Origin of the sequence: Cohnella faecalis (assembly GCF_003570905.1) — a bacterium.
GTDB classification, from domain to species: Bacteria; Bacillota; Bacilli; order Paenibacillales; family Paenibacillaceae; genus Cohnella; species Cohnella faecalis.
The window spans coordinates 1-24,315 of record NZ_QXJM01000029.1 but is presented as its reverse complement, the minus strand read 5'-3'; the positions used below and the strand labels follow the sequence as shown (position 1 = coordinate 24,315).

Sequence of the window (24,315 nt, the reverse complement as noted above, 5' to 3'; positions counted from 1 at the left end):
GGAGCTGCTCCCATGATAACGCAAGATTGGCTGACAGACGCCATTTTGTACATTTACGCCCTGAGCCTGCTTTTTTTCGTATCCGACGCCGCTTCCGGCAATCGGACGGCGAAAAAGATGGGAACAGGGCTGCTTGTTTTCGTATGGGTTCTTCAGACGGCTTTTCTACTCATGCTGCTAATCAGACAGTTTTCGGAACCGGCCTTAACGATTAGGGAGTATTTGTTTTTCGTATCGTGGCTGCTCGTCTCCGCTTCGTTCATATTGAACAAGTGGATTCGGGCCGATCTCCTCGTGCTGCTGGTGAACGCCGTAGGCTTCGCCGTGCTGGCGCTAAATCTGATCCAGCGTCCGGACAATGCGATCACGCTGTCTTCCCACGAAGCGGCGCGCCGTCTGCTGATCGTTCACGTTTCGCTTATCGTCGTTGCCTTCGCGGTGTTGACGGTGGCGGCCATTCTGTCGGGAATGTATTTGTTCCTGCACGGCAGATTAAAGCGCAAGCAATGGTCGCACGTGATGAGTCGAATGCCGGGACTTGAGCTGATCGACCGTTACTCCTATCGAGCCGGCTTGATCGGCGTTCCGCTTTTGTTCTTGTCGTTATCGACGGGGACGGCTGCGTTGCTCGCGGAAGGACGATACGGGAATTTGCTGGACGAGAAGCTGTTGTTATCGTACGCAGCGGCGGCATTGTACATCATTTACTTGCTCAGGAGAGCCGCGTTGAAGGATGACGGTTCTCGGCTGGCTTGGTGGAATTTGTCGGGATACGCGCTTATAATTGCGGACTTTTTTTCCAGCTCGTTGTCTTCTTTTCACAGCTGGATGTAGGGAAGGAGCTCGATTGCCGATGGCCGCATGGTATCCGATATTGCTTGATTTGACCGGAAAAAGATGCGTGGTCGTCGGCGGAGGACCGGTGGCGGAACGCAAAGCGAACGGGCTGTTGGAAGCCGGAGCGAGCGTATGCGTCGTGTCGCCTCGGCTGACGGAGGGCTTGCATCGACTCGCAAGCGAGGGTCGTATCGAATGGCGCCGTCGGGAAGCGGAGGAAACGGACGTTCAGGGAGCTGCATTGCTATTTGCGGCAACGAGCCTCCCGGAAGCGAACCGGGCAATGGCGGAGGCGGCGCGAAAGGCAGGCGGATTGGCGAACGTGGCGGATGACGGCGAGAGCGGCGATTTTATCGTTCCGGCGGTTGTTCGCCGGGGCGAGCTGATTCTGGCTGCGAGCGCTTCCGGCGCTGGGCCCGCTTTGGCGGCGCGCATAGCCGGAGAATTGGCGGTGCGGTACGGAGAAGCCTACTCGGACTACGCAAGCCGCTTGCGCCATATTCGAACCATCGTGAAAGCAAGCGTGTCCGATCGGTCGGAGCGTCGTCGTTTGCTGGCGGCTGCCGTAACCGAGGAAGCTCTGGAGGAGTGGCGGACAGGCGATTGGCCGGTCGATTCGGATAAGCTTATAGCTAGATTGAGAGAACGAGCCGGGGAGTCGGAGTCCGCATAAGCGGCCGCTCTTGCCGGACCGTTTGTTGCTTGAAGATACCCCAAAGAATCGAGGAATCATCCATGCGCACTATCGTTGTCGGAACCCGGCAGAGCGCCTTGGCGCTGACGCAGACGCAACAAACGATCGATAAGCTTACGGCTATCTGCGAGCAAGCCGGACTGCCGTTTGCATTCGAAATCAAAAAGATCGTAACGCGAGGCGATCGGATATTGGACGTAACGCTGTCCAAGGTTGGAGGCAAAGGTCTGTTCGTGAAAGAGATCGAGCAGGCGCTTCTGGACGGGGAAATCGACTGCGCCATTCACAGCATGAAGGACATGCCGTTCGAACTGCCCGAAGGACTCGTTATCGGCGCCATACCGGAGCGGGAAGACCCCAGGGATTGCCTCGTCAGCCTGACGGCGCGTTCCGTCGAAGAGCTGCCGCAAGGAGCGCGGGTCGGCACAAGCAGCTTGCGGCGCGGAGCCCAGCTGCAGGCGCTTCGTCCGGATCTTGCGATCGAATCGCTTCGCGGCAATATCGACACACGGATAAGGAAGCTGACGGAAGAAGGGTTCGACGCCATTATGCTGGCTGCGGCAGGGCTGCATCGAATGGGCTGGAAAGACCGGATAACGGCTTACGTACCTCCTGAGGTTTGCTTGCCTGCCGTTGGGCAGGGCGCGCTTGCGGTCGAATGCCGAGCCGACGACGAAGAGCTGCTTTCGCTGCTTGCCCGATTCGATGACGATGCGACAAGGCAGGCGGTTACCGCGGAGCGGACGTTTCTCGGCTTGCTGAACGGCGGCTGTCAGGTGCCGATCGGAGCCTTCGCGGAAGTTGTGGAAGATCAAGTCAAGATGACCGGCATGGTAGCTTCGCCGGACGGCTTGCGCATATTGCGCGAAAGCTTTCAAGGTCAAGATCCTGTCTCGGTCGGGCGCACCGTAGCGGAAGCGCTCATCGGGCAAGGAGCCGATCGGATATTGGCGGAAGCGAGGGAATAGGCGATGGCCAAAGGAAAAGTGTATCTCGTAGGCGCGGGTCCGGGAGATCCGAAGCTGATTACCGTAAGAGGGCTTGAAGCGCTTCGCAAGTCGGATTGCATCGTATACGACCGGCTGGCAGGCCCTCAGCTTCTTGCGGAAGCTCGACCGGATGCCGAACGAATCTACGTCGGCAAGCTGCCTGACCGCCATACGATGAAGCAAGAGGACATTAATCGGCTTCTCGTCGATCTTGCCCTTCAAGGCAAAACGGTAACGAGGTTGAAAGGCGGCGACCCTACCGTGTTCGGACGGGTAGGGGAGGAAGCTGAGCTGCTAAAGCAGAACGGCGTCGCGTTCGAAATCGTTCCCGGCATCACATCGGCGATTTCGGTTCCCGCTTACGCTGGCATACCGGTAACTCATCGCGATTTGGCCTCATCCTTTTCGATCATTACCGGTCATGAAAGTCCGGACAAGCTGGATCGATCGATTCATTGGGACAAAGTAACGAACGCCACCGGCACGCTCGTCTTTTTGATGGGAGTCGCCAAGGTCGGCTATATTAGCGAGCAGCTCGTCAAGCACGGACGCTCGCCGGAAACTCCTATCGCGCTAGTGCGCTGGGGGACTCGGGCGGAACAGCGAACGATTGTAGGCACGCTGGCCAATATCGAGGACAAGGTGAAAGAAGCGGGCTTTAAGCCGCCCGCCGTTATTATCGTCGGAGATGTCGTCCGTCAGCGCGAGACGCTTGCATGGGTCGAGGATAAGCCGCTCTTCGGGATGCGCATACTCGTTACGCGGGCACGATCTCAAGCGAGCGAGCTGACGAACCGGATCGACGAGCTTGGCGGCGAGCCTTACGAATTCCCGGTTATCGAAACACGGGCCGTGTCTTCCGAGACGGCCGTTCAAGCCGTTCGAGACGCGCTTCTTCGTTCGGAGACGTACGATTGGGTCGTGCTTACGAGCGTCAACGGCGTTGACTACTTTTTCCGCTGGCTGGATGAGTGCTCCAGAGATATTCGGGATTTTCACCGGGCAAAGTTCGCGGCGGTCGGACCGAAGACGGCGGAGGCGCTTCGTATTCGAGGCGTCAGAGCCGCCGTCCTACCGGATAAATTTCATGCCGAGGGCTTGCTCGATTCCTTGGCGGAAGAGCTGCTCCCGGGCCAGAAGGCGCTGTTGCCGCACGGCGATTTGGCGCGCGACGTTCTAGTCCGCGAGCTCGCGGGCAGAGGCGTCGAGACGGTAGGAATCGACGTTTACGAGACGACGCTGGCGGTTAACAACGATCCTTTCCTGCCGGAAATGCTCCGCGACGGAGATATCCATGCGATCACGTTCACCAGCTCGTCCACCGTTACTAACTTGCTGGAAGCGCTCAGAAGACTCGGGGCGGAAGATCCCGCCGCATGGCTGAAGGGCATCGACATCGTATGTATCGGACCGATAACGGCCCGGACGGCGGAAGAAAACGGACTTCAAGTGACCGTGACCGCGGAGCATTCGACGATCGAAGGATTGATCGACGCTTTGGCGGCCAATCGGCGTTCGAAAGAAAGGGGTTAATCTTCCAATGACTTTTCCCGTAACTCGCAATCGGAGGCTCAGAAACAGCGCATCCATGCGTTCGCTCGTAAGAGAGACCATTCTGACCGCGAACGATTTCATAGCTCCGATCTATATCGTGCCCGGCACCGGCATCAAGCATGAAATCAGGTCGATGCCCGGCGTCTTTCACTTTTCGCTTGACACTGTCGAACAGGAATTGTCGGAGCTTGTGTCCGCAGGAATCCGATCGGTGCTCGTATTCGGAGTTCCGGATAGCAAAGACGCGGTCGGATCGTCGGCCTACGCCGAGGATGGCATCGTTCAGCAGGGCATTCGCCGAATTAAGCAGCTTTATCCCGAGTTAATCGTCATAGCGGACACCTGCTTGTGCCAATTTACCGACCATGGGCATTGCGGAGTCGTGCATCATACCGCCGATGGTCCCGTTATCGACAATGACGATTCGCTCGCGCTTCTTGCGCGGACAGCGGTATCGCAAGCGAAGGCGGGCGCGGACATCATCGCGCCGTCCAATATGATGGACGGCTTCGTGGCCGCTATCCGCGCCGGGCTTGACGAGGCGGGGCTGTCGCACGTGCCGATTATGTCCTACGCGGTCAAATATTCGTCGGCGTATTACGGGCCGTTCCGCGAAGCGGCTCATTCCGCACCGCAATTCGGCGACCGCAAGACGTATCAGATGGATCCGGCCAACGTCCGGGAAGCTCTTCGCGAAGCGCAAGCCGACGTGGACGAGGGCGCCGACTTCCTTATGGTGAAGCCTGGTCTTGCTTACCTGGACGTTCTTCGTCTGCTAAAAGACCGCTTTGATCTGCCGATTGCAGTCTACAACGTCAGCGGGGAATACGCGATGGTAAAGGCGGCGGCTTTGCAAGGATGGATCGACGAGAGAGCGATCGTTCTGGAGACGCTGACGGGGATGAAGCGCGCTGGAGCGGATATGATCATTACGTACCATGCCAAGGATGCCGCTCGCTGGCTGAACGAAAAAGGCTGACCGACGGTCAGCCTCTTAGCTTGAGCAGATTGATTTTATATTCGCCGATGCCGAATTGAAGTACGCCTCGGCTCTCGAATTCCCGGATAACGTCGGTCAGCACGATCTTGGTGACGCCAGCCATCTGGGCCAGCTCGTCGAAGTTGAGAGCCATATGGACGGTGATGATCTGGCCGTCGCGCTTGCCGTTCTGGTTGGCCAGCGTAATCAGATTTTTGAGTACGCGGGTGCGGCCGTCGAGGAACGTCAAGTCGTTGACGTGCTCGTTCGTCTGGCGCAGCCTTCTGCAAAGCTCGGCCAGAATGCCGCGGGTAATGTCGAAATGGGTTTGCAGCAGCTCCATGAACGTCTGGGAGGACAGCTCGAGCACGGTTGTCGTCTCCAGCGTTTGCGCCGAAGCCGACCGCGGCCTTCCGTCTAGCAAGGACAGCTCTCCGAAGCTTTCCCCAGCGTTGACGAGCGATAAAATCTTTTCTTCGCCGGAATTGCTTCGCGTGAACAGCTTGATCGTTCCGGTCAAGACGACATAGAACGTGTTGCCGTAGTCTTTTTCCTGAAACAGAATCGTTCCGGTTTGAAACGTCCTCCGGTTGGCGATACGTAAAATATGTTCCAATTGGTCGTCGTTTAGATTGTCGAATAGGGATACTTTTTTGAGCCACTCTATCATTATCGTACCCTCCTGTGAGTTGCTTGACGTCTCTTAGTGTACCACAGCCTTTTCCAATTCAGATAGTAGGATGTGACGAACATGAGTGAAAATCGTCGTAATCGGTCGGATTCCCGTTCCAAAGCCGCTTTTGAAAAAGCGAAGCGATTTATCCCTGGCGGCGTGAACAGCCCGGTTCGGGCGTTCAAATCCGTCGGACTTACTCCTCTCGTTATCGAGAGCGGGTCCGGAAGCCGCATTACGGACATCGACGGCCAGACTTATATCGATTACGTGCTTTCCTGGGGACCGCTGATCGCGGGACATGCGCATCCGACCGTGGTCGAAGCGATCAAGCGTACGGCGGAAAAGGGAACGAGCTTCGGAGCGCCGACGGAACTGGAGACGGAGATGGCCGAGTTGGTCAGCGAGCGGGTTCCTTCCATTGATATCGTTCGGATGGTCAACTCCGGTACGGAAGCGACTATGAGCGCGCTTAGGCTCGCAAGAGGCTATACGAAGCGGAGCAAAATACTGAAGTTCGAAGGCTCCTATCACGGGCATGCGGACAGCTTGCTTATTAAAGCGGGCTCAGGAGTCGCGACGCTCGGGCTGCCGGACAGTCCAGGCGTTCCGGAGAGCGTCGCTGCGCATACGATAACGGTTCCCTATAACGATCTGGAATCGGCGAAGGCCGCCTTCGAGAAGTTCGGGGGCGATATCGCGGCGGTTATCGTCGAGCCGATTGCCGGCAATATGGGCGTCGTGCCTCCGCTGCCCGGCTTTTTGACAGGGCTTCGCGAGCTGACGACAAATTACGGCAGTCTGCTCATTTTCGACGAGGTCATGACGGGCTTCCGCGTTCACTTGAATTGCGCCCAAGGCTTGTTCGGCGTTACGCCGGACTTGACCTGTCTCGGCAAAGTGATCGGGGGAGGGCTTCCGGTCGGAGCTTACGGAGGCCGAAGAGACATTATGGAGCAGATGGCGCCTGTAGGTCCGATCTACCAGGCCGGAACGCTGTCGGGCAACCCGCTGGCGATGGCCGCCGGACTCGCCACGTTGAAGCTGATGAACGCGGAGAGCTATCAACTGCTTGAGCGATTGTCGGCCAGACTGCAGCTTGGGCTTGAGAATAGCGCCCGGGAAACCGGCATTCCGCTGACGATCAATCGGATCGGATCGATGATTTGTCCATTTTTCACGGATGAGCACGTTATCAATTTCGAGACGGCGAAAAGAGCGAATACGGAACGGTTCCGCTCCTTGTTCGCGAAGCTTCTCGATCGGGGCGTCAACATCGCGCCATCGCCGTTCGAGGGCTTGTTCGTGTCGACGGCCCATACGGAAGCGGATATCGATTCGACTATCGAGGCATACAAAGACGCTTTTTCAGAGCTGAATGATTAGGTAAGCGAAAGAGCCTCTCTTCAACCGGCACATCGGATGAGGAGAGGCTCTTTCGCTTGTTTAGGACTTCTTGCTTTCGGCGCTGCCCGCTTTTGCAAGCTTCGCTTGACCTTCAGATTGGATGGACTTGAGGGCGGCTTCGCTCGAAATTTTGCCTTCAATAGCAGCCGTCGTCTGCTCGGATACGGTTTTGTCCCAATCCAGAAGGAAGGCTCGCGGAACGTCTTCCGTTAGAGGATGAAAGGAAATGTTTGGTTTGAGAGAGTAGAAGGCTTCCAGGCTTCGACCGTCCTTGTCTTCCTTGGCGGCAGTTCGGGCCGGGAGTTCGGGCAAGTCCGTTTTGGATTTGATGGCTGCAAGCTCCCCGCCGTTAACGTATTTCACGAACTCCCAAGCGGCGCCGGGGTTTGAAGCCGAAGCGCTCACGCAAAAAATTTTGCTTAACCCGACATGAGCCGAAGCGCCGGGGTTGGACGGATCGACCGGGACGGTGGCGACGCCGTAGGAGGCAGGCTTATGTTTTTTCGGGCCGGACGAGAATCCTCTGATGTCGGACATATACCAGGAAGGGCGAATGGTCATGGCTACTTTATTCATGAGGAATGGATCGCGCTCCAAAAAGCCTTCGAGCGTATCGCCGATTTGCAGCGTCTTGTCGATCGGATCGGCGTACAAGCTTCCCGAAGCGAGCATGTCTACGGTCTTCTCGTAAGCCGATTTGACGGAAGCCGTATCGAGCAGAAGCTTGGAGCCGTCTTTGTCGACAAGCCTTAAATTTTGCGTGCCGGTCAGCGACAACAGCAGATTAAGCGCGGGAGAGTAGTCGCCGTCCACTTGCAGGCCATAGACTCGATCATCGCCGGAGCCGCTATGAGGGAACCGGCCCGCCAATGCGGCGACCTCCTCCCAGGTCATGCCGTTTCGAGGTGTTTCGATTCCGTGCTTCCGGAACAAATCGATGTTGTAGTACAGTCCTAGACTGTAGAAGCTGTTGGCAAGCCCGTAAATTTTTCCTTCGCCCTTCTCTTTAAGATACTCGACGATAAAAGGCTGAATGTTCTCGATGTCGAACGCGTCTTGCGTAATTAATTCGTCCAGCGGCATCAGCTTTCCGGCCAATACGTATTCCTCGTACAAATCGGGAGTGAGCAGAAGTACGTCGGGATTTTCATTTTGGATGAATTTTTTATACTCCGACGACGGTTTTCCGAACAGAGTGTCCGTAGAGGCAACCTCTACCTCCAAATTCGGATATTTGGCAGATAAATATCGGCCGTAATCCTGATCGTAATAGCCCGGACTGTCGTACATGATTTTAATGCGGGTAGATTTCTTCGGATCGAACGGCTTCAGCTTTTTGCCGTCTTGGGAGCAGGCGGACAACAGCAACAAACATAGCAATAGAATTAGAGACGAACTTGCTTTTGAGCTTTTCAATGCGACCCCTCTTTTTCTCTGTATATTTTGTAATAAAATTCTATTTATAGAATAGTCTGATCTCGGTAATTGGGCAACCGGTTTTCTTTGCCGATCGAATGAGGCGAGCCGGTTCGGCAGAAGAAGGGGTTGTTTGTATTTTGTGCCCTTAGGTGGCATGCCCGACTTTCGGCGGCATATAGATAGTTAGTGAGTTGGAACGGCCCGGAAAACGGAGCTTCCGGCGCCAATGCCGAAAGGAGGACGTCAGTCGTGACGGATCAGTCTAACGGTTTGCGTTTCGATATTTACGAGCGGGTTCATCTACCCGATGAAGTGGCCGCTATCGAAGAACTCGAGGAAATCGAGCTCGTCCCGCATATGCAGGCGCTTCCGCAGGAGGACGAGGTGCTCCTGAGGGGCATCTGCTGCTATCCGGCGTGTACAAATCGCAAGATTCGCCCGGAATCTCGCAGTTGGAGCATTGGATTCCGGTCGAAATTACACTGCCGCTGAGCAGGGTTCACCGGGTCGAGGATTTGGCGGTGGAGATCGACAACTTCGATGTCGATTTGTTGTCCACCCGTTCGCTTAACGTGACGGGAGTGCTCGCTTTGCGAGGGCTGGAAGTAGCGAGCGCGGGGCGCCCGTATGGCGGGAGGACAGCTTTACGGTCGTTCATCAAGCGCCTGTGGAAGAGCCTTATTATTCGGATTATGCCCAGTCGGTTCAGGGAACGACGGAGCGCCCGCCTTATGAGCCTGCGCCGGCTCAGCAAGACAACGTCTGGGGGACCGGCGGACAACAAGCGTTCACGCCGGCATGGCCGGGATACGAGCTTGAGGAGCAAGGCGCGCCAGTCGGGCGCGATGATGGCGGAGGCGGGGGCGAGGCTTATTCAAGCGCGACGCTGTCTTCCGCCGAGCAGCAGACGCAGCCGGACAACGGCTGGCTGTCCTTTTTTCAGAACGGGAATCCCTCGTTCGGCCATAAGGCGGTACAATACGAGGAAGAAGTCGGCAGGGAGCCGGAGCAGGAAGCGGCTGTTCAAGCTTCCGACGGGTTCTTGGGTCAGGATGAATTGTCGCGGATCGTATATTCAGACGGATCGTCTTCCGCGAACCTGTGGGGCGACGTATCCGATCGCCGCGACGAGCTCGATGCGGCGGAGGAGTCATCGAAGTTTCCTTCGGAGTCTCCTTCGGAGGCTCCAAAGGACGACAAAGCGGATTTGAAGGTTGCCGTAGGAGGCAGGCCGCTCGATGCTCCGGTCAAGCCGACGGCTTCGGTCACGGTGCTCTCCTTGCTCGGAGAAAAGGGAGCGATTCGCGAAGCCGAGCAGAAGCTTCTGGCCGCGAAGCTTGCGGAAGAAGAAGCCGCTTTGTTAAAAGAAGCGAAGGAAAGCACCGGCGACGAAGTGGAATGGACGCAGCTGTTCCTCGCGAAAGACTCCGAGCATCAATCGTTCCGTAAAGTAAAGCTGTGCATCGTACAGCGGCAAGACACGCTGGAAGCGATCGCGACCCGCTACAATGTGCAGACGCGGGAGCTGCAGCTCCATAATCGGCTGACCGATCCGTACATTTCGGAAGGCCAGGTGCTCTATATTCCATAGCGTCAACGCTTCTGCCAAGAGCGGTCCCGACAGGTCTGAAAAGACCTCGGGACCGCTTTTGTGCGCTTTCGGGAGAAGGGAAGAGCTGCAAACAGACTCTTCGCAGAAAGTTGCCGTTGTGCTGAAAAGCGTCACAACTCTGCCTCGACTCCCCGCATATAGTCGCAGTTGTGCTCGAAAGCGTCACAATTACTCTCCAATTCACCGCTGCCAGCCCCCGTTGTGCTGAAAAGCGTCACAACCCTGCCTCGACTCCCCGCATATAGTCGCAGTTGTGTTCGTATGAGTCACAATTACTTTCCAACTCACCGCTGCCAGCCCCCGTTGTGCTGAAAAGCTTCACAACCCTGCCTCGACTCCCTGCATATAGTCGCAGTTGTGCTCGAAAGCGTCACAATTACTCTCCAATCCACCGCCGCCAGCCCCCGTTGTGCTGAAAAGCTTCACAACTCTGCCCCGACTCCCCGCATATAGTCGCAGTTGTGCTCGAAAGCGTCACAATTACTCTCCAACTCACCGCCGCCAGCCCCCGTTGTGCTGAAAAGCTTCACAACTCTGCCCCGACTCCCCGCATATAGTCGCAGTTGTGTTCGTATGAGTCACAATTGCTCACCAACTATCCGCCGCCAGCCCCCGTTGTGTTGAAAAGCGTCACAGTTCTGTCTCGACTCCCCGCATATAGTCGCAGTTGTGCTCGAAAGCGTCACAATTACTCACCAACTCACCGCTGCCAGCCCCCGTTGTGCTGAAAAGCGTCACAACCCTGCCTCGACTCCCCGCATATAGTCGCAGTTGTGCTCGAAAGCGTCACAATTACTCTCCAACTCACCGCCGCCAGCCCCCGTTGTGCTGAAAAGCGTCACAACTCCGTCGCGCCAGTCCTTCCGTCCTCGTTCTTGCCTTTCTTCTTCATACAGCAGGTGCGAGAGCATGAGCGATTGCACCAATTTCCCCGGGTAATACGAGCTTTTGGGTGTATGTTGATAGTTGTTCGCAAGGTTCTAACATATCATGATCCGAGCAACTAGAGTCACGATGCGAAGAGGAGGATACTCGTGAAAACCCAGTCCCATAAAATGTCGGTTTCCATTGACGAGCATCAGTCTCATTTGGAGCGGCTCATCCCGTTTTTCACCCGATTGGACGAGGAAGGAACAACGATCGAGAAGCTCCCGCAGGAGAGACGCGAACAATACCAACTCGAGGCCGTCAATTTGACCCTAGAGCACATTTGGAGCCATAACGAGTTTTACCGTACTGCGTTGGAGGAGGCCGGTTTCGCGGAGCCGCGCATCGATAGCCTTGAGCAATTGTCGACCGTGCCCCTGTTGAACAAGGATGTCATTCGCGGAGATAAGAGAAAGCTGCTCTGCGTCGAGCCGAAGCAAATAGGTCAAGTCCATCTTACAAGCGGAACTTCGGGGAAGCCGATCTATACGTCCTACACGTTGGCCGACCAATATGTCTACGATTTGTTGCCCAAATATTTGGAGCTTTTCACGGAGAAGGAAGAGGATGTCGCGGCTATTGCGCTGCCTTACGAATTCGCGCTTCCGGGTCTCGGGTTTCAAAGGCTGTACCAATTTGCGTTCGGAACGGCCGTTCTTTCGCTAGGCAAGGGCGGATATATGGCTCCCGTCGACAAATCTCTTGCGCTGATGAAGGAGTATGAAGCGACCGTGCTTGCCACCACGCCGTCTTACGCGGCGCTCCTGGCGGAAGAAAGCGAGCGAATCGGCTTCAGGCTTGGCGAAGATATTAAGCTGCGGAGAATTATGCTGACGGGGGAAGGCTGCTCCCACACTTTTCGCAAGCGTCTGGAAAAAGCCTGGGGCTGCGAGGTGTCGTTTTTCTACGGATCGACCGAGTGCGGCGTCGTTGCGGTCGAATGCAAGGAACATAACGGTTATCACATCATGGAAGGCCATGTCAAAGTCGAAATCGTAGATCCGGCTTCCGGAGCGCCGCTAGGCTACAGCCAAACCGGGGAAATCGTCGTCACGACGCTCCTTCGCGAAGGCATGCCGATGGTTCGGTACCGGAGCGGAGACATCGGTTATTTGCAGAAGTCGCAATGCGCCTGCGGGATTCGGATGGACGTCCTGCAGCTGAGGGGCAGAATGGAAAATATGATCAACCTGAACGGCGACGACTACTCCCCGTTCTTATTGGAGCATTTTCTGATGGAAGTTCCCGACGTCGGCATGTGGTATCACTTTATTCTCGAACAAGGTCGTTTAACGATCGAAGCCGAGCCGTATCGCACCAAGCTAACCGATTCGCAGTTGGCCGAGAAAATCCGCGCTCATATGTCGAACCGCACGGGCGTCGATTGCCATGTCGAAATCAAGCGCGATTTGCCGCGGACATTCGGCAAAGCGACGCGGGTTTTTGTGAGATGAAGAGCCGGGAGCGAGTTTTTCGGGAATTGCTGGAGCGCTTGACCAAGTCGCCGCTGTACATCGAAAAGCTAGGGAATAGAAACGTGACGCGCCTTAGTCTCGCTCAAATCGGCTTGCTTCCGCTAACCCGCAAGGAGGAGCTTAGGAGAGCGGGTTCATTCGGACATCTTGCCGTCGACATGCGGGAAGTCGCGCAATATCACGAATCGTTCGGGACGACGGGAGAGCCATCGGCGTCCTGGTTCACGTCCAAAGATTTGAAGACGGGCGGAAAGCAGATGCGGGAGTGCGGAGTCGGGCTGAATCCGGACGATTTGGTGCTGATTCGGTTTCCTTACGCGATGTCGCTTCCCGCGTTTCTGATGCAGCACGCGGCCAGGCAAGCCGGAGCGGGGGTCGTTCCCGCCAGCGGCCGGACTCCCGTTACTCCGTACCCTCGCGTGCTGGAGCTTATGAGACGGCTTGGCGTCACCATCGTCGCGGGCTTGCCCCGGGAGATGGAATTGCTTGCAGAGACGGCTCGTCTTCTCGGGTCGGATATCAAGAAGGACTATCCCGATTTGAGGGCGCTCTGCGTGGCGGGAGAATTGACGGGGGAGCTTCGCAGACAGCATATCGAACGGTTATGGGGCGTGCCGGTATTCAACTTGTACGGCTCTACCGAGACCGGGAATATCGCCGCGATGTGCGAGCACGGCATCATGCACATTGTAGAGAAGGATTTCGTCGTTGAAACGTTGGCGGAGGACGGCTTTGCTCCCGTCGACCCGGGAGCGAAAGGCTTTGCCGCGATCACGACGCTAACCCACGAAGCTTCACCGCTTCTGCGGTATTTTAACGAAGACGTCGTTAGCGTGGAGGCATGCGCATGCGCTTGCGGCCGGACGGGGAGCAAGCTCGTTCATTACGGCAGGGCGAAGGATCGAATAAGGTTCGGAGAGATCGTCCTGGACGGCAAGGACATTCAAGATGCCGTCTATTCGCTCGTTCCGGCTCCGGATGCGTGGAAAGCGGTCGAACAAGCGGACGGTATCCGATTCCTGCTCGATTCTCATCGGAGAAAGGAATGGTCGGAGGAAGGGGTTCGGGCTCGCTTGTCCGAACGGTTAGGCGTACCGGTCGACGTTGAGTTTGCAGCGGAAGGGATGCTTCTGGATCGCGATGAGCTTGTTCGCAATGCGCCGTCGAAAAAACCGGTATATATTCAACGCAACGGCGACGCCGCTCCCGATGCGCCCGCTGCCAATCCCGTCCGCGATTGGCTCGGACGGGGACGTCGCAAGCTGATCGACGGGAGGTTTTCGGAAGCAAGGCGCTTGTTCGGGCAAGCGACGGCTTTCGATCCTTCCGACGCGGAAGCGCACGCTTTGCTGGCAGCGGCGTACGGACGTCTGATCGAAGCGGGGAACATGCTCGAGAAGATCAAGCTTCTCCCTCAGCTGGAGAAAGAAATTGCCGCCGCTCTCGCGATCGATCAGAAGCTTCCATTCGCCAGACGCATGAACGGAGCAAGGCTGCTGAATACGCCCGGGACGCTCGGAGGAGATCCCTCCGCTGCCGCAGAGGAGTTCCGCTATTGCATCGCTCATGGGCAAGCCGATGCGGACGTTTGGGTTTCTCTAAGCGAATGTTATATGAAGCTGGGCGATTCGCGCCAAGCGATAGAATCGCTTCGGCAGGCGCTGGATCGTTCTCCGAAGCATGTGAGGGCGAACGAATGGATGAGGCAATTGGCCGGCAATTCCGAAGCATCCCCCTCCGATGGAGAGGTGCGCGAAGACCAATGAAGGATGTCTCGAAATCGATAGCCCGCTGGGCTTCCGTTCAACCGCAACGTCCTGCTGTCGTTGACGAGAACGTTGCCCTTTCCTACGGAGAGCTGGATGAGCATGCAGGACGATGGATCGGTTTTCTTCAGTCGGCAGGGGTTGCTCCGGGCGATGAAATTCTGCTGCTATTGGATAATCGCGCCGAATTCGTAGCGGTGCTGATAGCGGCAGTAAGGGCGGATTTCGTTCCGATTGCGCTGAACGTCCACTTTACGGCGGAGGATATCGCGAGCTTGGCGGCAAGAACGCGTGCGTCGATATTGATAACGACTCGTACGTTCGCGAACGAAAGGGATTTCGAAGAGAAGCTTTCTTTTCGCGTCTATTGCTTGGAGGAGCTGGACCTCTGCGATTATCCGAATTGCGCGGGGTCGGCAACGGAGCTCGGATCGGACATCGTCTTTTTTTCGTCGGGGACGACCGGGGCTCCCAAAGGTATCGTCGTGCCGAAATCGGTCTTCGATATGGCGCTGCCGCCAGCGGATTCCGGAACGGCTCCGCAAGCGCATTTGCTGTGCCGTCCGCTCTTTTTTCGCGCGCATTTGACGGCTGCATGCAACATTCTGCAAGAAGGAGGCACGGTCGTGTTGTCCGGGCAAGCCGATTTCGACGCATGGATAAACGCTATGGCTCTGCGCCGCGTCTCGTTTGTTAGCATGGGCCCGATCGATCTGATGGGCTTGCTGAAATTTTTCGAACGTACCGGAGCCAAATTCCCGTCTTCGGTGAACCATCTCATGATAACCGGCGCGCCGTTGCCGGATTCCTTGAAGGCGACCGTAACGCGGCGAATGCCGGACTTGAAGGTGACCGATCTGTATGGGACGAGCGAGACCGGAGCGATAGCAATGATCGATAACGACGAATGGGCGGCTAGGGGAGGCTCGTGCGGCAAGCCCGCTTTCTTCCTGCATGCCGTCGTCAGAGGAGAGAACGGCAAGGAGCTGCCCGCGCGCGAGGTAGGGGAGGTATGGGTTAAAACGCGTTACCGGATGCGGGAGTATTACGGAGATCCCGCGGCGACGAGCGAAACGATAGAGGACGATTACATCGGAACCGGGGATCTTGGTTTTCTCGATGAGCAGGGGTATTTGCACTTGTCCGGAAGAAAGCGGGATTTGATCAATCGCAGCGGGTTTCATATTTTCCCCGAAGAGGTGGAAAACGTTCTGCGGGCCGCGCGTGACGTTGAAGATGCCGTAGTCGTCGGACTCGATCACCCGGAACGGATGCAGGAGCCTGTCGCATTCATTCGTTTGCGCGATCAAGGACGGAAGGACGGGAGCTCGGAATCGGCCAAAATACAAGAGCTGCTGGCACACTGCGAGAGCCGGCTGGCTCGTTACAAGGTTCCCGCGGCGGTATGGTTCGTTCAGGATATTCCGGTCAACGCTGCCGGAAAGGCAGACCGCCGCAGATTGGCGCAAAGGGCAGTTCTGCCAAGGGAAGGGACATTCGGTTGAGGGAGGTTTTTATGTGACCAACGAGGAAGACAAGGATGAGGAATCTCCGTACGACAAGCCGATGTTCGACTATTTGCACGGCTTGCTGTTCGATATTCTGCTCACGACCGACGGACGGACGACGGATATGCTTGAAACGTTGATGGACGACAAAATGACGGTGAAGGTCATTCGGCAAGAGCAGCTGGACGATAGGGAAGCGGCGCCGTTCGGACAACCGTCGGGCGGGCCGTATTATGTAAGGGAATCCGTTCTGATCGGAGAAAAGAGCGGGTTCGTCGTATCGCACAATATCGCGCTCGTCTGCTCCCCGCACGTGCCGCTGCCTTTGTTCGAAGCTATCTCTTCGAAGCAGGAAGGAATCGGAAAGACAATCAGCGCTCTAGGCTTGCAGACATTGCGAAAATTGACCGAATACGGGTGGAAATCGGCCGATGAAGCGGTCGATTTGTTCGATCGGCCGCTTGCGCTTCAATTTCCCCGCATGAAAGACAAGGCGCCCTATAAAAAATACACGATGTCCTTCGGCCCCGTTCCCGGTATTCTATTACTCGAATATTTTAATCCCGGCATTGTGATGCATCGAGTCCAACGGACGATCGTCGACAATCAAAAAAAGGACGACCTGACGTAGATATAAAAATTAAGAAAGGCGAATGCCGGATAGCTTTCGGCACTCGCCATTCTTTTACGCTGCGCGATATCCGCAAGGATTTATGAAGACGATCAATTATTGTTTTTTGGTTTTGGACGCGATAAGCGCTTGAACGAACTCCATGCCCGCCGCCATGATCTGCCCGCCGGCGACGGTAGCGCCGCCTTTGACGGCCGCGGCGAACTTCTCGGCGAATACCGAAGACGGCCGGGAGAATTCTTCTACCGACGGCATAATTTGCTCGCCGGCCGCTTCCGCGCCTTCTTTGACGGCTGCGGCGAATTTGGCGGAGAATTGATCAAACTCCTGCTTCAGTCCGCCGACGAAACTGGAAAATTCCTCGCTAGCTTTCGACATGCGATTCACCTCCTCCCTATCCAGTGCACGACGGATGCCCCGGCGACGAGAACCGCCGCTCCGATCCAATCGCGAAGCTCCGGAGGCTTTGTCTCGACGGCCTTGGAGGAGCTTGGGAGGCTTTTTTCCGGCTTCATCTTTCGTTGCGCGAGCTTGCGATATGCCGGATTTTCCGTCAGCTTGTTCAGGTTTTTCCAGCAAAGCGCCGCTTCTTCATGACGATTGATCCGCTCGTACGCTTCGGCCAGCTCGCTGATCAACGTCGAATAAGTCTCCTTATCGAAGCCGCCCGGCGAACGAATCTCACCGTCGATCAAGATGATGTAGTCTTCGATGGCGGTCTCCGTTCGCCGAAAAAACGACTCCGGAAGACGATAAGCGACTTTGCCGCGAAGCATTCGAATCGTTCGGTCGCGCGGCTCTGAAGCTACCGCCTGGTCGAGCAGTTCGAGGCCGCGTTTCGCCAATTGCATCTTCTGCATCACATTCGTCTCGTCTCGAGCCATCAAGGCCATGACGCTGCCATGGTAAGCGTCCGCGATAGGATGGCCGGGATGTCCGTCGCGCAATCGCTGGAAAGCGATGTTCGCTTTTCTGACGGCATTCGCATCACCCTCGATGCCCTGATGATGAAGACGAATCGCCAGATCCAGCCCGTACTCGAACGGCGTGGAAGGAGGGGCATCAGGCGATAGTTCCGATTGAGAGCTTTTCCGGGTAAGCCCGGCCGCCTTTTTTTTCAGCATCTGCGTATTCCCTTTTTCCGATATTAAGGACGACAAGTCGAAATCCGCCTCCCTTTAAGTGATAGTTCCCGTTTGCTTCATTCGCCGGTTCGCCCGCTGAACGAGCAGCTTTCTTCCGCATAATTCCGCTTCCCGCTGCCGATTCAGCCGCCGGTAGGCTTGGCTAAGCTCGTCGATCAATTCGAAATAGATTTCACCGTCGAGACTTCCCGGCTTGCGCAGCTCCTTGTCGATGACGACAACGTAGTCTTCAATCGTAGTTTCCGTCCGTTGGAATACAGGCTCGGGAAGCCAATAAGCGACTTTGCCGCGAAGAATTCGGATTGTTACGTCTTGAGGGGAAGCGGCGACCGCCTCGTCAAGCAGCGACAGACCGTCGATCGCCTTCAGAAATCGCTCCTCCAGGTCGGTCTCGTCCCTCGCCAGCATCGCTTTTACACTGCCGTGGAACGCGTCCGCGACCGGATTGCCGGGGCAGTCTCGGCGCAGCCGCTCGAACTCGCGGTCGGCTTCCTTGACGGCCTCCGCATTACCCGCCACTCCTTCATTATGCAAGTCGATGGCTCGGGCAAGCCGTTGCTCGTTTGTCGGCGGAGGCGGAACGGCAAGCTCGGCGGCCGTATCCGGGTTCACCGGAAGCTCCTTTATGGCCATTGCGCTTTTTCTCGGCCTTTTCAGCATCGCCGCAATGATCGCTGCTATGAACAGAATCAGGATGATGCCGCCGAGAATAAAGCCGATAATGAGCAATATTTTTTCCGTCTTCCCCGTGCTTTTCCTTTCCATTCCAATCTCTCCCCTATAATGTTCCGTACGTGAATCTATTTCGCCAAATGCTTGTATTTCGGATCCAATTGCGCGAGACGCTTCCAAGCGGCCTTCGCCTCTTCGGGTTTATCGGTTTTTTCGTATGCCGCGCCGAGATCGAGCAATACCTGGATGAGCTGCCGATCAGTTAGCGAGCCTGGATCCGTCCGATGGCGGGACAGCAACCATTCGAAATCCTCGACGGCCGTTTTTGTGCGGTGAAAAAAATCTTCGGGGAGACGCGAGCACACGCCCGCGCGTATGAGTCGGATTTCCGCTCTTTCCGGGTTCATCGCAACCGCGCGATCCAGAGCGTCCAATCCTTGCTGGGCTTTGTCCGACCTGTCCAACGGTTTCACGGCGTCCCGGCCCGTCAATGCGAGCGCGCTGCCGTAATAGGCCTCAATCAGCGCATCCGATGGGTTGGCGGCGCGTATTTCGACGAAGCGTTCATAAGCGTCCTTTGCCGCTTTTTTATCCCCGTCCACCCCTTTTCGCAGCAGCTTAACGGCTTCTTTCAGCCGTTTGTCGCCGGAGTCCTCCTGTGCCATATATCAACCTCCTAAATGGAAATCACATTCCACGGTATGGTGACCGAGCGTTATTAGTGTTAGGTTTAAGCCATTTTCCGCTCCTGTACATGCCGAAGGCGCGCGTTCCGACATATTGATAGGGAAGTAAGTCTTTCTAAAAAAGAATAGCGTGTAAGCTTTCATAACTATCAAGGAGGAATACGTGTGGACGATGAAGGAACGGAGCCGCGCAATCGGCCTATTGAAGCGGATTCCTCTAAGGGCGAGCGCGATTCCATCGAACCGCCGGCCGCAGAAATTTTGACGCCGGAGCAACAGGAGGATGCCCGGGAAGCCGATTCGCCAAAAGACGACGGGGAGCTGGAGTGGGCGCAATTTATACGGAAGGAACTGATTAAGAAGCATGGAACGAGTGCGGACGACTGGCAGCCATTGACTAACGGCAGAGGCGCTTCTGATGTAGGAATTCCGTTGGCGCCAGCCGTCATTCCCGCCAGTCCCCGGGCAATTCCCGCGGCTCCGACCGGCGCGGAGTCCAAAGTTCTCAAACGGAAAGCCGAGAAGAAGCCGTCCGAGCCTGTGAAGCCGGCAGAGAAAACAGCCCCCGAACCGGCGAAGGAGCGCAAAATCCGCAAAGAACTGCTCGAACCGACAAGGAGCGAAAGGAACGAGCCACGCAGATTTGAGCGGGGAGCCAGAGAATGGCACAAGTCTCCGCCAATTGCCGAAAAGAAGCTTCCCGAGCCAACGCATGTTGCAGGGAACGCGATTCATACGCCTGCGCATGTCGAAGCAATCGAGCCACCCAATCCTAAGCCTGAAGCTGCCATTGCAATCGCGGATTTTGCGCCGACAGATGCCATCGTCGCCGTTGCTAGCGAGCCGATGCTGCCTGCGATAGTCGACAGCGTGATACCAGCGGCTCCAATTCCGCTGTCCGAGCCTTCGAACGCGGCTGCCGCCGCTGTTGCCGAAGGCCGGCGTCCACGATCGCGTTCGGCGCGCAAGCCCGTACGGACTAGGAAACGGGTCCCTGTCAATCGAACCAAAGCTGCAAGCGGGACCCGGCAAAAAGCCGTATTCAAAAAGAAGACCAAACGAAGTCCGAAAGCCGCCGCCCGCAGAAGCGCAGTCCGGATCAGGACCAAGCCGGCCGCGCGAAAGAGGCGGGCGCGTTAATCGGATCAAATTAAGGTTTGCCAAAAGGAGCTTACCGTCAATGGATGCAAAAAAACGTCATCATAAAGTCGTCGATTGCACAATTCGCGACGGCGGCCTCGTGAACAATTGGGATTTCAGCGTCGATTTCGTGAGGAGCCTCTATAGATGCTTGAACGAAGCCGGCGTGGACTATATGGAAATCGGCTATAAAAATTCGCCCAAGCTGCTGCCGGGGGCCGAGAAATCGGGCCCTTGGCGTTTCCTGAACGACGACTGGCTGCGGGCGGTCATTACGGAAAGGGAAGCACCAAGCTGTCCGCGCTTGTCGATATCGGACGGGTCGACGTTGACGACATTTTGCCGCGCGAGGAAAGTGTTCTCGATCTCATTCGGGTCGCCTGTTACATTCATGAAGTCGATAAGGCGTTGGAGCTCATTTCCATTTTCCATGATCGGGGTTACGAGACGACGCTGAATATCATGGCGCTCTCGGGCGTCAAAGAACATCAGCTCGACAGCGCGTTCGGCCTTGTCAACGACAGCGTCGTAGACGTCGTGTATATCGTCGATTCCTACGGCAGCCTGATGCCGAGCGATATCGGCTATTTGGTAAAGAAGTTTCGTAAGCTTCTGCCGAACAAACGGCTGGAGCCCATATGCACAACAATTTGCAGCTGGCGTTCGCCAATACGCTGCTATGCGCCGAGAAAGGCGTGGAGCTGCTGGACGGCTCCGTCTACGGGATGGGACGAGCGGCGGGGAATTGTCCGACGGAGCTGCTGGCCGCCCGGCTCAACCCTGCCAAATACAGCCTCCGGCCGATCTTGAGAATGATCGACGATTATATGATTCCTCTAAGGGAAAAGGAGGAATGGGGCTATATCGTTCCGTATATGATAACGGGCACGCTCGGGGAGCATCCTCGTTCGGCTATGGCGCTTCGGGGTTCCCCTGACCGGGACAAGTCTCTCGGTTTTTTCGACAAGCTGACGACGCCGGAAACCGGAAAATCCATTAAGCCGGGTTGAGACGCATAGGAGCCCAAGATGGGCCGACGGCTGGGGCGGCCGCCAGTTGACTCTTTTTGCGGGACGGGTAGAATAGGAGAGAAAGACGTGGAAAGGGAAGAGTGCGAGCGAAATCCCTACAGAGAGCGGAACCGCCGGTCAGACGGCGCTGCAAGGTTTCCGCAGGAACGAACGCTTGTACGAGTCGCCCCGGAGTTTCCCGTTCGAACCGGCCTTTGCGGCTGGACTAAGACGGGACGGTTGCAGCCGTTATCCTGCACCAAGCGCCGAACGGTTCCCGCGAATGGAAGCCTGTTCGGAATTAAGGTGGCACCACGGAAGTTAACCTTTCGTCCTTTGTGACGGGAGGTTTTTGTGTTTTTTAGAATAGATCGCCTGCTGGAGGTTAATCTTTTATGTCCGAAACCCAAGATCGGGTCAATCTTGAAATGCCGACAACCTACGATCCGACTAGCGCCGAGAAAAAGTGGTACGACGCTTGGATCGAAGGCGGCTATTTCCAAGCGGGACGCCGTCCCGACGCACCGAAATATACGATCGTCATTCCGCCGCCGAACGTGACGGGCATGCTTCATATCGGCCACGCTCTCGATTACACGCTGCAGGATATTCTGATTCGCTTCAAAAGAATGCAAGGGTTCGACGCGCTCTGGCTGCCCGGCACCGACCATGCGGGCATTGCCACGCAGACGAAGGTCGAGCAGAAGCTGCGCGAGGAGGAAGGCAAAAGCCGTTACGATTACGGCCGCGAAGCGTTCCTGGAGAAAGTCTGGGATTGGAAGGAACACTACGCGGGCACGATTCGGAGCCAATGGGCCAAGATGGGCCTAAGCCTCGATTACTCGCGTGAACGGTTTACGATGGACGAAGGCCTTTCCAAAGCGGTTCGCGAAGTGTTCGTTCGTCTGTACGACAAAGGATTGATCTATCGCGGGAAGCGGATCATCAACTGGGATCCGGCGGCGCGTACGGCTCTGTCGATATCGAGGTCGAATACAAAGAAGTGAACGGGAACCTCTATCATCTGAGCTACCCGCTCGCAGACGGAAGCGGTCATCTGACCGTCGCGACGACGCGTCCGGAAACGATGCTGGGAGATACGGCCGTAGCGGTTCATCCGGAAGACGAGCGCTATAAGCATTTGATCGGCAAGATGCTTCTGCTCCCAATCGTCAGTCGGGAAATTCCGATTATCGGCGACGAGTATGTCGACAAGGAGTTCGGCAGCGGCGCCGTCAAAATTACGCCTGCGCACGATCCGAACGATTTCGAGGTGGGCGCGCGTCACCAATTGCCGCAAATCATCGTGATGGATGAGAGCGGCCGCATGAATGACAATGCGGGTCCGTACAAGGGATGGACCGGGCGGAGTGCGCAAAGCGATCGTGAAGGATTTGCAGGAGCAGCAAGTGTGCATTCGAATCGAGGAGCACGTGCATCAGGTCGGCCACAGCGAGCGCAGCGGTGCGGTCGTCGAGCCATATTTGTCTACGCAGTGGTTCGTATCCATGAAGCCGCTCGCTGAGAAAGCGATCGATTCGCAAAAATCGGGTACGGGAGTCCAGTTCGTTCCGACCGTTTCGAGAAAATTTACTTGCATTGGATTGAGAATGTCCGCGATTGGTGCATTTCCCGTCAGCTGTGGTGGGGGCATCGCATTCCCCCTGGTACAACGATGCAACGGGCGAGCTGCACGTCGGCATGGAAGCTCCGGAAGGGTCGGGCGAGCCGGGTTCTCCATGGCGTCAGGACGAGGACGTTCTCGACACGTGGTTCAGCTCCGCGCTATGGCCGTTTTCAACGCTCGGATGGCCTGACGACACGAAAGATTTGCAACGATATTACCCGACGACGTTCTCGTTACCGGCTACGATATTATTTACTCTCTGGGTTGCCCGGATGATTTTTCACCGCCTTGAATTTACGGAGCAAATTCCGTTCAAGGACGTGCTTATTCACGGACTCGTCCGCGATTCCGAAGGGCGCAAGATGTCGAAGTCGCTCGGCAACGGCGTCGACCCTATCGAAGTTATCGAGCGGTACGGCGCGGATGCGATGCGCTTCATGATTTCGACGGGAAGCACGCCGGGGCAAGACCTTCGTTTCCGTTGGGAGAAGGTCGAGCAAGCGCGCAATTTTGCCAATAAATATGGAACGCGTCCCGATTCGCGCTTATGAATCTGGAAGGCTTCTCCGTATCCGATATCGATTTGACCGGACCGCTTTCGACTGCCGACCGTTGGATTTTGCACCGGTTCCACGAGACGACGCGCGACATTACCCGCATGATGGATTCCTACGAATTCGGAGAGACGGGACGTCTGCTGTATAATTTCATCTGGGACGATCTGTGCGACTGGTATATCGAGTTCGCCAAGCTGAACCTGTGGAGCGATAACGCGGAAGCCAAAAAAGGAACGCAGTCGGTGCTTGCCTACGTGCTGGATCGGACCCAGCGTCTGCTCCATCCTTTCATGCCGTTTTTGTCGAAGAGATTTGGCAGCATCTGCCGCACGAGCGGGCGAGACAATCTCGCTTGCCGAGTGGCCGAAGTACGATCCTGCTTTCGAAGCTCCGGATGCGGTCAAGGAAATGGAGCTTCTGATGGAAGCGATTCGTTCCGTCCGCAACGTTCGCGCAGAAGTAAACGTTGCGCGGGCAAAAGATCGAGCTGCTCATCAAGCCTGCGGGAGAAGCGGAGCTTGAATCATGCTTCGCAACGAGGATTATTTGCGCCGCTTCTGCAATACGTCGCAGCTTGCGATCGATGCCTCGCTATCGGCGCCGGACAAGCGATGTCGGCTATGATGACGGGCGCGGAGCTTATTTGCCGCTGGCGGACTAATCGATATCGGCCAGGAATCGCCCGTTTGGAGAAAGAGCTTGCGGCGCTGAATTCCGAGGTAGAGCGTGTCGAGAAAAAGCTCGGCAACGAAGGCTACATCGCCAAAGCGCCTGCTCACGTCGTGGAGCAGGAGCGGGCAAGGGCGACGATTACCGCGACAAGCGACAAAGTGCTGGCTAGGATCGCCGGCTGCGGGGATGATGGAGGCATGGCAACGATGAACGATCAACAATCGGAGATACAGCCGGCTTTCCGAACGGCGGCGGAAGCGATCGCCTGGATAACCGGGCTTATGCCGACGGTAGGAATAAGGCCCGGGCTCGGCGAATGGAACTGCTGCTCGAGC

23 protein-coding genes and 2 pseudogenes are annotated in these 24,315 nt (G+C 56.3%); 19 read left to right on the top strand and 6 right to left on the bottom strand.

The window, feature by feature from the left end; all coding sequences use genetic code 11:
- Positions 1-12 precede the first annotated feature (12 nt).
- From ccsA to hemB, 5 genes are all read left to right on the top strand, one after another.
- Positions 13-834, top strand: coding sequence for a cytochrome c biogenesis protein CcsA (ccsA, locus tag D3H35_RS07950; RefSeq protein WP_119148568.1), 822 nt, complete (start codon positions 13-15; stop codon positions 832-834).
- Between the two features lie 19 nt (positions 835-853).
- Positions 854-1,510 carry a precorrin-2 dehydrogenase/sirohydrochlorin ferrochelatase family protein gene (locus tag D3H35_RS07945; protein ID WP_119148567.1) on the top strand — a complete coding sequence of 219 codons (657 nt, stop codon included), beginning with the start codon at positions 854-856 and terminating at the stop codon, positions 1,508-1,510.
- A gap of 62 nt (positions 1,511-1,572) precedes the next feature.
- On the top strand, positions 1,573-2,499 hold the full coding sequence (hemC, locus tag D3H35_RS07940) for a hydroxymethylbilane synthase (protein WP_119148566.1): 927 nt from the start codon (positions 1,573-1,575) through the stop codon (positions 2,497-2,499).
- Between the two features lie 3 nt (positions 2,500-2,502).
- Positions 2,503-4,053 (top strand): uroporphyrinogen-III C-methyltransferase, encoded by a 1,551-nt coding sequence (cobA, locus tag D3H35_RS07935; protein WP_119148565.1) that lies wholly within the window; start codon positions 2,503-2,505, stop codon positions 4,051-4,053.
- A 7-nt stretch (positions 4,054-4,060) separates the two neighbouring features.
- The gene (gene hemB, locus D3H35_RS07930) at positions 4,061-5,053 is read left to right on the top strand and encodes a porphobilinogen synthase (protein WP_119148564.1); all 993 of its coding nucleotides are present in this window, start codon (positions 4,061-4,063) and stop codon (positions 5,051-5,053) included.
- Between the two features lie 7 nt (positions 5,054-5,060).
- On the opposite strand, the gene D3H35_RS07925 is transcribed toward hemB, so the two are convergent.
- The gene (locus D3H35_RS07925) at positions 5,061-5,723 is read right to left on the bottom strand and encodes a Crp/Fnr family transcriptional regulator (protein WP_119148563.1); all 663 of its coding nucleotides are present in this window, start codon (positions 5,721-5,723) and stop codon (positions 5,061-5,063) included.
- Between the two features lie 81 nt (positions 5,724-5,804).
- On the opposite strand from D3H35_RS07925, the gene hemL reads away from it, so the two are divergent.
- The gene (hemL, locus tag D3H35_RS07920) at positions 5,805-7,112 is read left to right on the top strand and encodes a glutamate-1-semialdehyde 2,1-aminomutase (protein ID WP_119148562.1); all 1,308 of its coding nucleotides are present in this window, start codon (positions 5,805-5,807) and stop codon (positions 7,110-7,112) included.
- 60 nt (positions 7,113-7,172) lie between these two features.
- Here the strand turns inward: hemL and D3H35_RS07915 are convergent, their stop codons facing one another.
- Positions 7,173-8,549 (bottom strand): ABC transporter substrate-binding protein, encoded by a 1,377-nt coding sequence (locus D3H35_RS07915; RefSeq protein WP_158593992.1) that lies wholly within the window; start codon positions 8,547-8,549, stop codon positions 7,173-7,175.
- 252 nt (positions 8,550-8,801) lie between these two features.
- On the opposite strand from D3H35_RS07915, the gene D3H35_RS07910 reads away from it, so the two are divergent.
- The 7 genes and pseudogenes from D3H35_RS07910 (at position 8,802) to D3H35_RS07885 (ending at position 16,471) form a co-directional block, all read left to right on the top strand.
- Positions 8,802-9,044 carry a hypothetical protein gene (locus D3H35_RS07910; RefSeq protein ID WP_119148560.1) on the top strand — a complete coding sequence of 81 codons (243 nt, stop codon included), beginning with the start codon at positions 8,802-8,804 and terminating at the stop codon, positions 9,042-9,044.
- Positions 9,005-9,094: pseudogene (locus D3H35_RS34065) on the top strand (hypothetical protein); the annotation flags it as partial. The gene D3H35_RS07910 and the pseudogene D3H35_RS34065, both read left to right, overlap by 40 nt.
- Positions 9,095-9,219: 125 nt before the next feature.
- Positions 9,220-10,143, top strand: coding sequence for a LysM peptidoglycan-binding domain-containing protein (locus D3H35_RS07905; RefSeq protein ID WP_119148559.1), 924 nt, complete (start codon positions 9,220-9,222; stop codon positions 10,141-10,143).
- Positions 10,144-11,198: 1,055 nt separating this feature from the next.
- Positions 11,199-12,545, top strand: coding sequence for a phenylacetate--CoA ligase family protein (locus D3H35_RS07900; RefSeq protein WP_119148558.1), 1,347 nt, complete (start codon positions 11,199-11,201; stop codon positions 12,543-12,545).
- Positions 12,542-14,332 carry an AMP-binding protein gene (locus tag D3H35_RS07895; protein WP_119148557.1) on the top strand — a complete coding sequence of 597 codons (1,791 nt, stop codon included), beginning with the start codon at positions 12,542-12,544 and terminating at the stop codon, positions 14,330-14,332. Before D3H35_RS07900 ends, D3H35_RS07895 begins: the two co-directional genes overlap by 4 nt.
- Complete coding sequence (locus tag D3H35_RS07890; RefSeq protein ID WP_158593991.1) at positions 14,329-15,837, top strand: class I adenylate-forming enzyme family protein; 1,509 nt, start codon at positions 14,329-14,331, stop codon at positions 15,835-15,837. Before D3H35_RS07895 ends, D3H35_RS07890 begins: the two co-directional genes overlap by 4 nt.
- A gap of 13 nt (positions 15,838-15,850) precedes the next feature.
- Entirely contained in the window at positions 15,851-16,471 is a 621-nt protein-coding gene (locus D3H35_RS07885; protein ID WP_233567823.1) for a 4-hydroxybenzoate synthetase, read from the top strand.
- 96 nt (positions 16,472-16,567) lie between these two features.
- Here the strand turns inward: D3H35_RS07885 and D3H35_RS07880 are convergent, their stop codons facing one another.
- From D3H35_RS07880 to D3H35_RS07865, 4 genes are read right to left on the bottom strand one after another with little or no spacing between them, the layout of a single operon-like run.
- Positions 16,568-16,849: a hypothetical protein gene (locus D3H35_RS07880; protein WP_119148555.1), complete on the bottom strand. Its 282-nt coding sequence runs from the start codon at positions 16,847-16,849 to the stop codon at positions 16,568-16,570.
- 5 nt (positions 16,850-16,854) lie between these two features.
- Positions 16,855-17,631 carry a hypothetical protein gene (locus D3H35_RS07875; protein WP_119148554.1) on the bottom strand — a complete coding sequence of 259 codons (777 nt, stop codon included), beginning with the start codon at positions 17,629-17,631 and terminating at the stop codon, positions 16,855-16,857.
- A gap of 18 nt (positions 17,632-17,649) precedes the next feature.
- Entirely contained in the window at positions 17,650-18,381 is a 732-nt protein-coding gene (locus D3H35_RS07870) for a hypothetical protein (protein ID WP_119148553.1), read from the bottom strand.
- 35 nt (positions 18,382-18,416) lie between these two features.
- Positions 18,417-18,953 carry a hypothetical protein gene (locus tag D3H35_RS07865; protein ID WP_119148552.1) on the bottom strand — a complete coding sequence of 179 codons (537 nt, stop codon included), beginning with the start codon at positions 18,951-18,953 and terminating at the stop codon, positions 18,417-18,419.
- Between the two features lie 186 nt (positions 18,954-19,139).
- Between D3H35_RS07865 and D3H35_RS07860 the strand changes: the two genes are divergently transcribed.
- From D3H35_RS07860 to D3H35_RS35350, 6 genes and pseudogenes are all read left to right on the top strand, one after another.
- Positions 19,140-20,114 (top strand): hypothetical protein, encoded by a 975-nt coding sequence (locus tag D3H35_RS07860; RefSeq protein WP_119148551.1) that lies wholly within the window; start codon positions 19,140-19,142, stop codon positions 20,112-20,114.
- Positions 20,115-20,154: 40 nt separating this feature from the next.
- A pseudogene (locus D3H35_RS07855) lies at positions 20,155-21,124 on the top strand (aldolase catalytic domain-containing protein).
- A gap of 395 nt (positions 21,125-21,519) precedes the next feature.
- A complete protein-coding gene (locus tag D3H35_RS34705) occupies positions 21,520-22,131 on the top strand; it encodes a class I tRNA ligase family protein (protein ID WP_411675133.1) in 612 nt (203 codons plus the stop codon).
- Positions 22,128-22,649, top strand: coding sequence for a hypothetical protein (locus D3H35_RS34700; RefSeq protein ID WP_411675132.1), 522 nt, complete (start codon positions 22,128-22,130; stop codon positions 22,647-22,649). The genes D3H35_RS34705 and D3H35_RS34700 overlap by 4 nt, the downstream gene beginning before the upstream one ends.
- A gap of 116 nt (positions 22,650-22,765) precedes the next feature.
- Positions 22,766-23,302 (top strand): class I tRNA ligase family protein, encoded by a 537-nt coding sequence (locus D3H35_RS34695; protein WP_411675131.1) that lies wholly within the window; start codon positions 22,766-22,768, stop codon positions 23,300-23,302.
- On the top strand, positions 23,299-24,315 hold a 1,017-nt coding region (locus tag D3H35_RS35350; RefSeq protein ID WP_459178244.1), incomplete at its 3' end, for a class I tRNA ligase family protein. The genes D3H35_RS34695 and D3H35_RS35350, both read left to right, overlap by 4 nt.

Coding starts and splice junctions, on each gene's coding strand:
- D3H35_RS07925 (WP_119148563.1), bottom strand. CDS start 5,723: ATGATAGAGTGGCTCAAAAAAGTATCCCTATTCGACAATCTAAACGAC.
- D3H35_RS07895 (WP_119148557.1), top strand. CDS start 12,542: ATGAAGAGCCGGGAGCGAGTTTTTCGGGAATTGCTGGAGCGCTTGACC.
- D3H35_RS34705 (WP_411675133.1), top strand. CDS start 21,520: ATGTCCGAAACCCAAGATCGGGTCAATCTTGAAATGCCGACAACCTAC.
- hemB (WP_119148564.1), top strand. CDS start 4,061: ATGACTTTTCCCGTAACTCGCAATCGGAGGCTCAGAAACAGCGCATCC.
- D3H35_RS07890 (WP_158593991.1), top strand. CDS start 14,329: ATGAAGGATGTCTCGAAATCGATAGCCCGCTGGGCTTCCGTTCAACCG.
- D3H35_RS07870 (WP_119148553.1), bottom strand. CDS start 18,381: ATGGAAAGGAAAAGCACGGGGAAGACGGAAAAAATATTGCTCATTATC.
- D3H35_RS07880 (WP_119148555.1), bottom strand. CDS start 16,849: ATGTCGAAAGCTAGCGAGGAATTTTCCAGTTTCGTCGGCGGACTGAAG.
- D3H35_RS07865 (WP_119148552.1), bottom strand. CDS start 18,953: ATGGCACAGGAGGACTCCGGCGACAAACGGCTGAAAGAAGCCGTTAAG.
- cobA (WP_119148565.1), top strand. CDS start 2,503: ATGGCCAAAGGAAAAGTGTATCTCGTAGGCGCGGGTCCGGGAGATCCG.
- D3H35_RS07945 (WP_119148567.1), top strand. CDS start 854: ATGGCCGCATGGTATCCGATATTGCTTGATTTGACCGGAAAAAGATGC.
- ccsA (WP_119148568.1), top strand. CDS start 13: ATGATAACGCAAGATTGGCTGACAGACGCCATTTTGTACATTTACGCC.
- hemL (WP_119148562.1), top strand. CDS start 5,805: ATGAGTGAAAATCGTCGTAATCGGTCGGATTCCCGTTCCAAAGCCGCT.
- hemC (WP_119148566.1), top strand. CDS start 1,573: ATGCGCACTATCGTTGTCGGAACCCGGCAGAGCGCCTTGGCGCTGACG.